Origin of the sequence: Thiopseudomonas denitrificans (genome assembly GCF_002866065.1) — a bacterium.
Taxonomy (GTDB): Bacteria; Pseudomonadota; Gammaproteobacteria; order Pseudomonadales; family Pseudomonadaceae; genus Thiopseudomonas; species Thiopseudomonas denitrificans.
This window is the reverse complement of record NZ_LNJZ01000003.1, coordinates 255024-268659: the sequence shown is the minus strand read 5'-3', so window position 1 is coordinate 268659 and position 13636 is coordinate 255024. Positions and strand designations below refer to the sequence as shown.

The 13636-nt window shown below is 60.7% G+C and carries 8 protein-coding genes and 1 pseudogene; 8 read left to right on the top strand and 1 reads right to left on the bottom strand.

Annotated elements, in window-relative coordinates:
• Nucleotides 1-24 precede the first annotated feature (24 nt).
• The gene (locus AR306_RS02565) at nucleotides 25-786 is read right to left on the bottom strand and encodes an FCD domain-containing protein (RefSeq protein WP_101495981.1); all 762 of its coding nucleotides are present in this window, start codon (nucleotides 784-786) and stop codon (nucleotides 25-27) included.
• 343 nt (nucleotides 787-1129) lie between these two features.
• Here AR306_RS02565 and AR306_RS02560 point away from each other — a divergent pair, with 343 nt between their 5' ends.
• The 8 genes and pseudogenes from AR306_RS02560 (at nucleotide 1130) to AR306_RS02530 (ending at nucleotide 13627) form a co-directional block, all read left to right on the top strand.
• Nucleotides 1130-1900 carry a (Fe-S)-binding protein gene (locus AR306_RS02560; RefSeq protein ID WP_101495980.1) on the top strand — a complete coding sequence of 257 codons (771 nt, stop codon included), beginning with the start codon at nucleotides 1130-1132 and terminating at the stop codon, nucleotides 1898-1900.
• Nucleotides 1897-3327: a LutB/LldF family L-lactate oxidation iron-sulfur protein gene (locus tag AR306_RS02555; RefSeq protein WP_101495979.1), complete on the top strand. Its 1431-nt coding sequence runs from the start codon at nucleotides 1897-1899 to the stop codon at nucleotides 3325-3327. The genes AR306_RS02560 and AR306_RS02555 overlap by 4 nt, the downstream gene beginning before the upstream one ends.
• A 1-nt stretch (nucleotide 3328) precedes the next feature.
• A complete protein-coding gene (locus AR306_RS02550) occupies nucleotides 3329-3991 on the top strand; it encodes a LutC/YkgG family protein (RefSeq protein WP_101495978.1) in 663 nt (220 codons plus the stop codon).
• A gap of 149 nt (nucleotides 3992-4140) precedes the next feature.
• Entirely contained in the window at nucleotides 4141-5805 is a 1665-nt protein-coding gene (locus tag AR306_RS02545; RefSeq protein ID WP_101495977.1) for an L-lactate permease, read from the top strand.
• Nucleotides 5806-5859: 54 nt separating this feature from the next.
• Nucleotides 5860-8703 (top strand): FAD-binding and (Fe-S)-binding domain-containing protein, encoded by a 2844-nt coding sequence (locus AR306_RS02540; protein WP_206167948.1) that lies wholly within the window; start codon nucleotides 5860-5862, stop codon nucleotides 8701-8703.
• 1277 nt (nucleotides 8704-9980) lie between these two features.
• Nucleotides 9981-10673: pseudogene (locus AR306_RS13700) on the top strand (methyl-accepting chemotaxis protein); the annotation flags it as partial.
• The gene (locus AR306_RS13695) at nucleotides 10668-11087 is read left to right on the top strand and encodes a CZB domain-containing protein (protein WP_407071176.1); all 420 of its coding nucleotides are present in this window, start codon (nucleotides 10668-10670) and stop codon (nucleotides 11085-11087) included. The pseudogene AR306_RS13700 and the gene AR306_RS13695, both read left to right, overlap by 6 nt.
• A gap of 281 nt (nucleotides 11088-11368) precedes the next feature.
• The gene (locus tag AR306_RS02530; RefSeq protein ID WP_166627856.1) at nucleotides 11369-13627 is read left to right on the top strand and encodes a TonB-dependent receptor plug domain-containing protein; all 2259 of its coding nucleotides are present in this window, start codon (nucleotides 11369-11371) and stop codon (nucleotides 13625-13627) included.
• Nucleotides 13628-13636 lie beyond the last annotated feature (9 nt).

The window sequence follows — 13636 nt, the reverse complement described above, 5'->3', positions numbered from 1 at the left end:
GCCGGTGCAGACCACTTCGCCAGTTTAGCCGCCGACCTGGACCCGGCGCATGGCACGCTCGAAACGGGTCTCCTCCCGCGTCAGCTCGAGCAGGCTGTCTTCCACAAACACCAGGTGTTCATGAGAGCGGGCCCGGGCAGCCTCTGCATCGCCGGACAAAATCGCATCCAGCAGGTCCCGGTGCTGATCGTATAGCAGATCGCGCGAGCCGTGACGCTCGAACAGGCTGGTCAGGTTCTTCACGATGCTTTGCTCCAGCAGGGCAAAAATGCCACGCATGCTGTGCAACAACACGACATTGTGTGCCGCCTCGGCAATCGCCAGATGAAAGGCTGCATCCGCCTCGGCTTCCTCTACCGGGTCCATGGCCTCATAGGTCGCCACCAGGGCATCGAATCGTCGCTGCAGCATCGCCTTGTCGGCATCGGTGGCACGCAGGGCCGCATAGTGGGCGGCCAGTCCTTCCAGTGCGTGGCGGAACTCGAGCAGGTCATAATGGAACTCGTCATGTCCCGCCAGCAGTTTCAGCAACGGGTCCCTGAACGACTGCCCCAGTTGCTCGCAAACGTAGTTTCCACCGCCCTGGCGGCTTACCAGCAAACCACGGGCCACCAGTTTCTGCACCGCCTCGCGCAACGATGGCCTGGAAACGCCGAACTGCTCCGCCAGCTCGCGCTCGGGAGGCAATTTCTGGCCCGGTTTGAGGCTGCCCTCAAGGATCATCGCCTCCAGCCGCTGCATGATGACGTCCGACACTCGTGGACGCTGAACCTGAACAAACGCCATGCTTTCTCCTAAATGGTATGACCACTTCTCTAAAGGCACACAACCCGGATGCCATCGGACCATGCACAAGCCCCGGCATGCATGACACCGCAAAGAAAAGAGGGCAGAAAAAACGTCGCCCTACAGCCAAGCACCCGCAAAACAAGCTTGCCAAGCTAACAGTTTGGCAAAAAACACCAGCACTAGACCATGGTCGGATTCAAACAGCCTATTCATTGACTGATGACAAAGACCCCACATAGCATGACCAAACACGCCAGTTAATTGGTCTGACCAATTTACATCAGTTAACAAAACCATGCAAGCCCGGTTCATTCCGGTTCCGCAAGCCAGGCGAGAAGAAATGAGCGACGTAATCAAGCAATATCCGGCCAAACCCGCCAGGGTGTATTTCTACGCCACCTGTCTGGTCGACCTGTTCTATCCCGAGGTTGGCTTGGCCGGCATCCAGTTGCTGGAACGTGAAGGCATCGAGGTGATCTTCCCGCAACACCAGAGCTGCTGTGGCCAACCCGCCTACACCTCGGGGCTGAACGGTCAGGCACGGACTGTTGCCGCCAGTCAGCTGGAGCTGTTTCCGGAAAACTGGCCAGTAGTGGTACCGTCCGGCTCCTGCGCCGGCATGCTGCGCAAGCATTACCCCCGGCTGTTTGCCGGCACAGGCCTGGCAGAACAGGCCGAACAGCTGGCCGGCCGCACCTGGGAGCTGACCGACTTTCTGCTGCATGTATGCCGTATCCGCCTGCAGGACCATGGCGAGCCGGTCAAGGTTGCCGTGCATACCTCCTGTTCCGGCCGCCGGGAAATGGGCATTGCCGATACCGGGCCGGCCCTGCTCGCCCAGCTGGACAACGTGGAGCTGGTACAACAGGCACGGCCGGCCGAGTGTTGCGGCTTTGGCGGCACCTTTGCCGTGCGCCATCCGGAAATCTCCGCCGCCATGGTCGAAGACAAGGCTCGCGCACTGGATGATTGCGGCGCAGACCAGTTTGTCAGCACGGATTGCGGTTGTCTGATGAATATCGACGGCTTTGCCGACAAGCAGAAGCTGGCTACTCGCGGCCAGCACGTTGTCAGTTTTTTGTGGCAGCGTAGCAAGGGAGGTACAGCATGAGCACAGCCACAGACGCAGTGAAGCACTTCACGCCCAGAGCCCGCGCCGCACTGGACAATCCGGCGGTACGCGGCAATTTCCGCAAGGCCATGGACGGACTGATGAGCAAGCGTCAGGATGCTTTTGCCGACTGGGACCTGGAAGAGCTACGCGAGCTGGGCGCCGCAGTACGTCTGCGCGCCCTGAGCCGGCTGCCCGAACTGCTGGAGCAACTGGAGCGAAACCTGCAGGCCAACGGCATTCAGGTGCACTGGGCGCAAACCGGGGAGCAGGCCTGCGAGATCGTCCGTGACATCTGCGTTGCGCGCAACGCCCGCACGGTGATCAAGGGCAAGTCCATGGTCAGCGAAGAGATGGAGCTGAATGCCTTTCTCGCCCGCTCCGGCATCGAGGCACTGGAGTCTGACCTTGGCGAGTACATCATCCAGCTGGCCGACGAAGCCCCGTCACACATCATCATGCCGGCGATCCACAAGAACACCACCGAAATTTCCGAACTGATGCATGAAAAAACCGGCACCGAGCGCTCCAGCGATGTCGACTACCTGACCGCCAGCGCCCGGGCCCAGCTGCGTGAAAAATTCATGCAGGCTGATGTCGGCGTCTCCGGCGTCAACTTCGCCGTGGCGGAAACCGGCACCCTGTGTCTGGTGGAAAACGAAGGCAATGGCCGCCTGACCACCACCGTACCCGGCTGCCACATTGCCGTCACCGGCATCGAGAAAGTGGTCGAGCACCTTGCCGATATCGCCCCGCTACTGGCCCTGCTGACCCGCTCGGCCACCGGCCAGCACATCACCACCTACGTCAACATGATCAGCGGCCCGCGCAAGACCGATGAAAAGGACGGCCCGGAAGAAGTGCATCTGGTGCTGGTCGATGCCGGCCGCTCGGCGATCTATCAGGACCGCGAGCTGCTCGACACTCTGCGCTGCATCCGCTGTGGTGCCTGCATGAACCACTGCCCGGTGTATACCCGCATCGGCGGTCATGCCTACGGCACCACCTATCCCGGCCCGATCGGCAAGATCCTGATGCCTCACATGCTGGGTCTCGACAATACCGGCTCGCTGGCCACCGCCTCGACCCTGTGCGGGGCCTGCGCCGAAGTCTGCCCGGTAAAAATCCCCATTCCACAACTGTTGCAGCGCCTGCGCAGCGAAGCGATGGATGGCGATCCCCAGCGCCCGGCCACTGTCGCCGGGCACGGCAGCAAGCGGCGCTGGCTGGAAATGCTGCTCTGGCGTGGCTGGACAGTATTCAACAGCCGCCCCTGGGCCTACCGGCTGGGCACCGCGCTGATTACCCGCTGCCGTCGCCTGATGCCATCCCGGCTGGGTGCCTGGACCCGTTATCGCAGCGCCCCGCGCCCTGCCGCACAAAGCCTGCAACAGCAGCTGCGCCAGCGCCAGTGCAAGGAGTCATGACATGAATGCACGCGATGCCATCTTGCAACGCTTGTACCAGGGGCGTGAGCAACAGGGCGGTTTCGAGCCGCCAGCCAGCGACTTCAGCGTTCTGCAGCGCCCGCACTGGAACAAAACCAAAAAGCTCGAACGTTTTGTGCAGGCGATGAGCCCGGTGCATGGCGAGATCCACAGTACCAGCCGGGACAACTGGCACCTGCTGCTGCAACAGCTGGTACGGGACAAGGGCCTACGCAACCTCTGGATCGGCAATGGTACTCCTCACGGCAGTTTTCTCGCCGACCACTGGCAACTGGAGCAGGTACCCCTGCTGCAACGCACGCAACCCGTGAATGAATGGAAGGACGAGTTGTTCAATGACGTAGCTGCCGCCCTGACCGGCTCGCTCGGTGCCATTGCCGAAACCGGCAGCCTGATCCTCTGGCCGACACCGGCCGAACCCAGGGTCATGAGCCTGGTGCCGCCGGTGCATTTTGTCCTGCTCGACAGCGACCGGCTATACGCCACCTTACACGAAACCATACAACAGGAAGGCTGGGCGAAAAACGGTATGCCGACCAATGCCCTGTTGATTTCCGGGCCATCGAAAACCGCCGACATCGAGCAGACCCTCGCCTATGGCGTGCACGGCCCGCGGGAACTGGTGGTACTGGTTCTGGAGTGAACATGCGTTGCCCAAAACGGGCAACGAGGAATTCGGCGGCACCCTCATTGCAGGTGCTGCCGGCAATACAGCCCCGCCCGAACGGTTTGCGGCCTGGCGGGCCGGGCTGACCAATAACAAGAAGTGTCATTTGGCACGAGGACTATAGCATGACTGATATAGCACTACCCCTGCTGGCGTTTGCCCCGCTACTGCTGGCCGGCATCCTGCTGGTCGGCTTCAACCTGCCGGCACGCATTGCCATGCCTGCGGTATTTGCAGTTACCGTGGCCATTGGCCTGCTGGCCTGGGACATGTCCCTGAACCGCGTTCTGGCTTCCAGCCTGCAAGGCCTGATCATGACCGGAGCCATTCTCTGGATCATTTTCGGAGCCATCCTGTTACTCAACACCCTGAAGCACTCGGGCGGCATCACCGCCATCCGTTCGGGTTTTTCCAACATCTCGCCGGACCGGCGCATCCAGGTGCTGGTGGTGGCCTGGCTGTTCGGCTGCTTCATCGAGGGCGCCTCGGGCTTCGGCACACCGGCGGCAGTCGTCGCTCCGCTACTGGTTGCACTGGGCTTCCCGGCTCTGGGCGCGGTGATGATCGGCATGATGGTGCAGTCCACGCCGGTATCCTTTGGCGCGGTCGGCACGCCCATTGTGGTTGGTGTAACCGCCGGACTGGACCGTACCGGCATCAGCGAGCAGCTGGTGGCACAAGGCTCAAGCTGGGAGATGTTCTATCACCTGGTCACCTCGAAAGTGGCACTAACCCATGCCGCCGCCGGCATCCTGATGCCACTGCTGATGTGCAGCATGCTGACCCGCTTCTTCGGCCGCAACAAGTCCTGGCGTGAAGGGCTGGAAGTAACACCCTTTGCCCTGTTCACCGGCGTGGCCTTTGTTGTGCCCTATGCCCTGGCCGGCGTCTTTCTCGGCCCCGAGTTTCCGTCACTGATCGGCGCTCTGGTCGGCCTGGCCATTGTGGTTCCGGCCGCCAAAGCCGGCTTTCTGATGCCGAAAAACAACTGGGACTTCGCTCCGGCCGACACCTGGCCGGCAAGCTGGATGGGCAGCATCCAGATCAAACTGGACAGCCTGACCACACAGCGTCCCATGTCCGTCGCCATGGCCTGGCTGCCCTATGTGCTGCTGGCCGTACTGCTGGTCCTGTCCCGCGCCATTGCCCCGGTCAAGGCGTTTTTCCTCAGCGTGCTCAACTTCAGCTGGAAAGACATTCTTGGCGAGCAAGGCGTGTCCGGCGGCATCGAGCTGTTGTACCTGCCCGGCGGCATCATGGCGCTGGTGGTGGTCCTGACCTTCTTCCTGCACCGTATGAACTTCACCCAGCTCAAGGCGGCAGTCAGCGAGTCATCGCGCACCCTGCTTGGTGCCGGCTTCGTGCTGATCTTCACCGTACCCATGGTGCGCATCCTGATCAACTCCGGAGTCAACGCCGCCGACCTGCCGTCCATGCCGATCGCCATGGCACAGCTGGTCTCGAATGCCTTCGGCAGCATCTATCCGCTGTTTGCGCCTGCCGTGGGAGCACTGGGTGCCTTCATTGCCGGTTCCAACACCGTCTCCAACCTGATGCTGGCCCAGTTCCAGTACAGCACCGCCGAGTTGCTCGGCGCGTCCACCATCACACTGGTTGCAGTGCAGGCCGTAGGTGCCGCCGCCGGCAACATGATCGCCATCCACAACGTGGTGGCAGCCTCGGCCACCGTCGGCCTGCTCGGCCGGGAAGGGCGCACGCTACGCATGACCACCCTGCCGACCCTGTACTACCTAGTTGTAGTCGGCATAATCAGCCTGTTGATGGCCTGATCCCGTGGCCGGTCCTGACAGGCTGGCCACGTCATTTTTGCACGCGAGATGCTTATGTACCCGATCACCGACACCTACCGGGCGCTGGTCCATGAACTGGCAGAATTCATTCCGTCCACCCGCCTGCTGACCGACGAGTTGAGCCGGCTGGCCCTGGGCACCGATGCCAGCTTCTACCGGCTGGTGCCGCAGCTGGTGGTGCGGGTCGAAAGCGAACGCGAAGTGCAACAGGTGTTGCACAGCTGCGCCCGGCGCGGTCTGCCGGTCACCTTCCGTGCTGCCGGCACCTCGTTGTCCGGTCAGGCAGTGACCGATTCGGTACTGATTCAACTCGGCAACGGCTGGAATGGTCATCAGCTGCTGGGCGATGGCGCTGCCATCCGTTTGCAGCCGGGCGTGATCGGTGCCCGTGCCAACAGCATTCTCGCCCCGCTGCAGCGCAAGATCGGCCCGGACCCGGCCTCGATCAACGCCTGCATGATCGGCGGTATCGCCGCCAACAACGCTTCCGGCATGTGCTGCGGCACGGCAGAAAACTCCTACAACACCTTGCTCGAGCTGCGGCTGATCTTCGCTGACGGCACCTTGCTGGATACCGCCGATGCGGCATCGGTCGCCGCCTTCCGTGAAAGCCATGCTGAACTGCTGGAGCAGCTGCGCCAGCTTGGCGAGCAGACCCGTGCCAACCAGCCACTGGCCGAACGTATCCGCCACAAATATCGGCTGAAGAACACCACCGGCTACGGCATCAATGCGCTGGTCGACTTCGAGGATCCGCTGGAAATTCTCAAGCACCTGATGATCGGCTCCGAGGGTACCCTGGGCTTCATCAGCGCCATCACCTACCGCACCGTGCCGGACTATCCGGACAAGGCAGCGGCACTGATCCATTTCCCCGACATCCACACCGCCTGTACCGCCACCACATTGCTGAAGGAAACGCCGGTCAGCGCCGTCGAGCTGCTGGACCGTGCTTCGCTGCGCTCGGTACAGCACATGCCCGGCATGCCCGATGACCTGGCCGAGCTGCCGGAGGGCGCCACCGCGCTGCTGGTGGATGTACGCGGCGCCGACGACGGGCAGCTGGAGCAAAATATCCAGTACATCTGCCGGACACTGGCCGACATTCCGGTACTGCGTCCGCTGGAATTCACCCGCGACCCGGCCACCTATGACAGCTACTGGAATGTGCGCAAGGGTACCTTCCCGGCCGTGGGTGCCAACCGGGTGATCGGCACCACGGTGATCATCGAGGATGTCGCCTTTCCGCTGGAGCGACTGGCCGAAGGCGTACTCGATCTGCAAGAACTGCTGCACAAGCACGGTTATCACGAAGCCATACTGTTCGGCCATGCTCTGGAGGGCAACCTGCACTTTGTCTTTACCCAGAGTTTCAACGACCCCGCCGAAGTGGCCCGTTACAGCGCCTTCATGGAAGAGCTGGCACAGCTGGTGGCAGTGGACTACGGCGGCTCGCTCAAGGCCGAACACGGCACCGGCCGCAACATGGCGCCCTATGTGGAGCTGGAGTGGGGCAGCGAAGCCTATGCGCTGATGAAGCGCATCAAGCAGCTGTTCGACCCGGCCTGCCTGCTCAACCCCGATGTGCTGATCAGCGACAATCCCAAGGTGCACGTGGAAAACCTCAAGCCGCTACCCGAGGCCAATCCCATCGTCGACAACTGCATCGAGTGTGGTTTTTGCGAAGCGGTCTGCCCGTCACGCCGGCTGACCCTGAGCCCGCGCCAGCGCATTGTCATCTGGCGCGAACTGCAGCGCCGCCGCCAGCAGGGAGCCTCTGCTGAAAGTATCCGTGCGCTGGAGCAAGGCTGGCAATATCAGGGACTGGACACCTGCGCACTGGATGGCTTGTGTTCCACCCGCTGCCCGGTCGGCATCAACACCGGCAATCTGGTGCGCGATTTGCGCGGCAAGCAAAACCGGAATCTGCAAAACCGTGCCCAATGGCTGGCCCGCCGCTTTGCCGGCATCAGCAAGGCGGCACGTCTGGCACTAAAGCTGGCCAGTACGGGTCGCAGCCTGCTTGGCGACAAGGGCATGGCCGGCTCCATGGCGCTGGCGCGCAAAGCCGGCTTGTCGGTCGGTCACTGGCGGCCCGGTCTGCCGGCTGCGGCACCCGCCTTGCCGCGGCAGCGCCTGTTCGGGCCGGCCAACGGCTCGCTGCCGGCGGATACGGTCATCTACTGGCCTTCCTGCATGAACCGGGTACTGGGCTCGGACCGCAACGCCAGCGATCAGCGTCCTGTTTATCAGGTGGTACTCAGCCTGCTGGAAAAAGCCGGCTATCGTGTGCTGATCCCGGACAACATCCACAGCCTGTGCTGCGGCATGCCATTCCAGTCCAAGGGGCTGTTCGAGGTGGCCGACGGCAAGCGCAACGAGGTACTGGAAGCGACACGCCAGCTGGCCGGCGATCAGCACCTGGCCGTGATCACCGATGCCAGCGCCTGCAACCTGCGCATGCAGGAGTGCAGCAATGAGCGGCTGCAGTTTTACGAAGCAGCCGATTTCATCCATCGTCACGCATTGCCACGGCTGGAGATTCAGCCAGCGGATGAGCGCATCGCCCTGCACCTGACCTGCTCCACCACCATGGGGGGTAACAGCCAGTCGCTGCTTGGCCTGGCTAAAGCCTGTGCCCGTGAAGTGGTAACGCCTGCTTCGGTTACCTGCTGCGGCTTTGGCGGCGACCGGGGCTTCCAGGTACCCGAGCTGAACACCTGTGCACTGCAGGATTTGCGTGGTGAAGTGCAGGGCTGCAGTGCCGGTTATTCCAACAACCGCACCTGCGAGATCGGCCTTGGCGAACATTCCGGGCTGCAGTACCAGTCCATCCTCTACCTGGTGGACCGGGTCAGCAGCACGCCCCGACTGTAGGTGCGAATTCATTCGCACAACAACGCACATGATCTGTACGAATAAATTCGTACCTACAGAAGCAAGCCGCGCCCCCGACTGTAAGTGCGAATTCATTCGCACAACAACAACGCACATGATTTGTACGAATAAATTCGTACTTACAGAAGCAAGCCGCGCCCCCGGCTGCAGGGGCGAACTCATTCGCACAACAACAACGCACATGATCTGTTCGAATAAATTCGTACCTACAGAAGCAAGCAGCGCCTCCGGCTGTAGGTGCGAATTCATTCGCACAACAACGCACATGATTTGTACGAATAAATTCGTACTTACAGAAGCAAGCCGCGCCCCCGGCTGCAGGGGCGAACTCATTCGCACAACAACAACGCACATGATCTGTTCGAATAAATTCGTACCTACAGAAGCAAGCAGCGCCTCCGGCTGTAGGTGCGAATTCATTCGCACAACAACGCACATGATTTGTACGAATAAATTCGTACTTACAGAAGCAAGCCGCGCCCCCGGCTGCAGGTGCGAACTCATTCGCACAACAACAACGCACATGATCTGTACGAATAAATTCGTACCTACGGAAGCAAGCCGCGCCCCCGGCTGGAGGTGCGAACTCATTCGCACAGCAACAACGCACATGATCTGTACGAATAAATTCGTACCTACGGAAGCAAGCCGCGCCCCCGGCTGGAGGTGCGAACTCATTCGCACAGCAACAACGCACATGATCTGTACGAATAAATTCGTACCTACGGAAGCAAGCCGCGCCCCCGGCTGGAGGTGCGAACTCATTCGCACAGCAACAACGCACATGATCTGTACGAATAAATTCGTCCCTACAGAAGCAAGCAGCGCCCCCGGCTGTAGGTGCGAATTCACTCGCACAACAACGCACATGATCTGTCCGAATAAATTCGTACCTACAGAAGCAAGCAGCGCCCCCGGCTGTAGGTGCGAATTCATTCGCACAACAACGCACATGATTTGTACGAATAAATTCGTACCTACAGAAGCAGGGCCATCCAGTCCGAATACATCCCGGCGCTGGGTCATGCCGCCCCAACCATATCCGACCAATGCACTAGGTTATACCCTCCCAAACATGGCATAATGCCTCACATTGCTTTCATCCTTGTCAGCAATCATGCTGGCTGCCATCGCCAGCCCCAAAAAACCGGAACATTTTTGCTAAACGCACAGAATTCATAGCGGCAGCGGTGTACAGGCATGGCGGAACCATCCCGCCAACTCATCACCAGCAGCCCCACCCCACAGAGGCCCCGATGTTTTCTGCCAAACTCAAAATGCAGCTCAAGCAGTCCCAACACGAAAATGACCGCCTGAACCTGGAAAATCAGCAACTGCACCAACAGATTGCACAGCTGGAACAGCAGCAGGCGCAGCTGCAGGCCAGATTGCACCATCAGGAGCGGGAGCGCACCACCCATCAAGGCGTCTATACCAGCCTGGGCAGCTTTGGCAACTCCCTCAACGGCGTCAAGAATTCCTTCATGAATCTGGTCGATACGCTCAACATCGAGCGTGACTCCGCACTCAAGGCCGCCGAGCAGTCCGATACCAACCGTATCGCTTTCGAGCGTATTGCCGAAAATTTGCAGGCCACTTTCCGCCTGATGCACCAAGCGGCCGAGCAGGTCAGCAGCCTGAGCCAGAGGGCCGAGGAAATTGGCGGTTTCGTCCAGCTAATCCAGGATGTGGCGAACCAGACCAACCTGCTGGCGCTCAATGCCGCCATTGAAGCGGCGCGGGCCGGCGAAGCCGGTCGCGGTTTTGCCGTGGTGGCCGACGAGGTACGCAATCTGGCACAGCGCACTTCCGACGCAACCGAAGACATCTCCCGTCTGGTACAGGACATCCAGAACGAAACGCGCAACGCCAGGGAAATCATGGACCGTGGTGCTACCGATGCAGGCAGTCACGCCACCGAAAGCCAGCAAGCGGTACTTAGCATGCACGAGCTGTTGGAACTGTCACGGCGCATGGAGCAGGCCATCAGTGACTCCGCCATCCTGGCCAACGTGGAACTGGCCAACATCGACGAACTGGAACTGAAACTTGAAGTGTACAAGGTGTTCTTCGGCATTTCCGACACACTTCCAGAAGACTTCCCCGACGAACAGCACTGCCGGCTGGGCCAGTGGTATTACCAGGGCGATGGCCGCGAACTGTTTGCCGACATGCAGGATTACCGCAGCATGGAGAGTCCGCACAAGGCAGTGCATGACCAGGCCGTCAACGCTGTCCGGTATTACCGTGCCGGCCAGCTAGAGCAGGCGCTGCAGGCACTCAACGCCATGGAGCACGCCAACCATACCGTCATGCAGGGACTGAACTCCATGTTGCACAAGCTGGGACATCTGGCCCGCTAACGGTTCCGCCTGCCGCAATCAGTAGCGTTCCAGTTTGCCTGCGTACTGGCGGTACAACCGCTCCAGCCATGGCCGGGAACACCGGAGCCGCAGCCGGCGGGTGGCTGCCATGGCACACTCCGGAGCGTTCCGGAGTGGATCTTCGTCTATACCACAATGCTTCTTCGTCCATATCACAGTACTATAGTGACGCGATGGCATCACCGCATTACCGGATGCCCGGGCTTCATCCTGCCGACCCGGCCCCACGGCTGGCTGTACTACAATTTATGCAAACATCCATGAACAACACCAGAGCCTGTCTTGCCTGTACCCTCGGCGCCACCCTGATCGTACTGAACCTGCCTGTCCAGGCCGGCGAACACAGCCTTGAAAGCACCCGGCTACTTGACCTGTCACTGGCGGAGCTGATCAACATCCCTGTCATCACCGCCTCGCGCAGCGCAGAACATCGCGACCAGACGCCGGCCCACATCATGGTGGTGACCCGCGAGCAAATCCGTGAGCGCCGCTACAAGAATCTGGCCGATTTGCTCCAAGACATGCCCGGCGTGGACTTCCAGCGCGGCACCAAGTCATCACAGTTCAACCAGTTCACGGTTCAGGGCAATCTGGGTCCGAACCGCCTGCTGGTACTGCTCGATGGAGTGCGCATCAGCCAGCCATCGGCCGGCAGTTATCCGGTTGCCGAAAACCTGGCGCTGTATCAGGCCAAACAAGTCGAGTTCCTCTACGGTCCGGCCGCCGCACTCTATGGTGCCGACGCGGTATCCGGCGTGGTCAACATCATCACCGAAGCCGGCAACCATACCGATGGCAGCTGGTTCTCCGTCGGCGGCGGCAATTTCAACAGCCGCGAATACTCTTTCATGACCGGCTTCACTGGCGGCAACAACCTGAGCCTGTCCCTCGGCGGTCACTGGCAGGAATCCGACCGCGCCCGGCTGGACAAGCTATACAAGTCCGACTATCGCAAAGTCGATACCAGCACCAAAGATCAAAACGGCGAGCCTTTTATCCGCGCAGCCGACCGCGAGCGCTATCGCGGTGAAGTCAGCAGCCACAGCCTGTTTGCCCGCCTGGACTGGGCCGATCAGCTGACTTTGGGCTACTATCGTCACCACTACACCAACCTGACCAGCACCACCGACCCTTACGCAACCACACATTACAGCAGCAAGGCCCGCTGGATAACGACATCGGATACCCTGTATGGCAGCTACCGGTTTGCGCCAACAGACAAACTCGATGCCCGGCTGCAGCTGGATTATTCACGCATGGAGGTGGACCCGCGCTCGCACTACAACAACAGATACAACGGTTTCGCACCGGGATATTCCTACAGCTACGGCCGCCGTATCGGTATCGAGCAGAGTTTTGACTGGAGCTGGACCGACCAGCAACAGGTCCAGTTCGGCCTTGGCGCGCAGCACTTCAAGGCTATCGAGGGCGGTTCCATGCCCTACAAATACAACACCGGCAAGACACCCGGCCAGCAGGACATGCTGTACCCGAACACCACACTGCCGATGGACATTGCCCACGACCGCAACCAAAGCTACTTCGGCTACACCCAACTGCTGTCTGAGTGGAGCGACAGCCTCTCGACCACTGTCGGCTTCCGTTTCGACCATCACACAGTCTATGGCGACAGCTTCAATCCGCGTCTGGGTGTGGTCTGGAAAGCACATGACCGGCACCTGTTCAAACTGCTATACGGCGAGGCATTCCGTGCACCCTCGGCCGATGAAGGCTTGAGCGGCTACGGCACCTTCAATGCCACACCCAATACAGACGGCCTTTACGAAGGCTCCGGTTTTCGCGTGGCCAACCCCGACCTGAAGCCGGAAAAAGCCCGTACCCTGGGGCTGGTCTGGGAGTGGCGTCCAACCCGCAACCTGAACCTGGTCAGCAACCTCTATCACAGCCATATCAGCGACCTGATCGTGACCGGCAACCGGGAGGACAATACCACCGCCATTGCGGGCGCAATCCTGAAAAACGCCAGCCAGAAAGTCAACGCCGGCCGCCAGCGCCAAACCGGCCTGGACCTGAGTGCCCAATGGCGCTTCCGCCTTGACGACAACTGGAGCGGCGATCTCTGGGCCAGCGCCGGCTGGATTCACGGCCGCGTCAAGGAAAGCGGCGTGGACCGCAAGATCCCCTACGTCTCCACCTATCGGTTCAAGGCCGGCACCACCTTCCGCTACCAGGATCACGTCACCATCACGCCCAAGCTGCGCTGGACCGGCAGCGTCACCAATGGCCGCACCCGGCCACCCGAAGATGACAACCTGCCATCCGCCAGCTGCAGCAGCAGCAAAAAGGCACCCGGGCGCTGTGCCACACCCGGCTATGCCGTGCTCGATACCCATCTGGGCTGGCACAACATCCTGCACAGCCCGGCCAGCCTGTGGCTCGACGTATACAACCTGACCGACAAGCGTTATTACGCGGCTGCCGGCTCCGGTAACCACACCTTCTGGGACATGCCGCAACAACCCAGAACCTGGGTCGTGTCCCTGGAGTGGCATTTCTGATTATGGGAT

Excerpts from the sequence above, each read along its gene's own strand:
- AR306_RS02565 (WP_101495981.1), bottom strand. The coding sequence starts at position 786 with ATGGCGTTTGTTCAGGTTCAGCGTCCACGAGTGTCGGACGTCATCATG.
- AR306_RS02560 (WP_101495980.1), top strand. The coding sequence starts at position 1,130 with ATGAGCGACGTAATCAAGCAATATCCGGCCAAACCCGCCAGGGTGTAT.
- AR306_RS02555 (WP_101495979.1), top strand. The coding sequence starts at position 1,897 with ATGAGCACAGCCACAGACGCAGTGAAGCACTTCACGCCCAGAGCCCGC.
- AR306_RS02550 (WP_101495978.1), top strand. The coding sequence starts at position 3,329 with ATGAATGCACGCGATGCCATCTTGCAACGCTTGTACCAGGGGCGTGAG.
- AR306_RS02545 (WP_101495977.1), top strand. The coding sequence starts at position 4,141 with ATGACTGATATAGCACTACCCCTGCTGGCGTTTGCCCCGCTACTGCTG.
- AR306_RS02540 (WP_206167948.1), top strand. The coding sequence starts at position 5,860 with ATGTACCCGATCACCGACACCTACCGGGCGCTGGTCCATGAACTGGCA.
- AR306_RS13695 (WP_407071176.1), top strand. The coding sequence starts at position 10,668 with ATGCACGAGCTGTTGGAACTGTCACGGCGCATGGAGCAGGCCATCAGT.
- AR306_RS02530 (WP_166627856.1), top strand. The coding sequence starts at position 11,369 with ATGAACAACACCAGAGCCTGTCTTGCCTGTACCCTCGGCGCCACCCTG.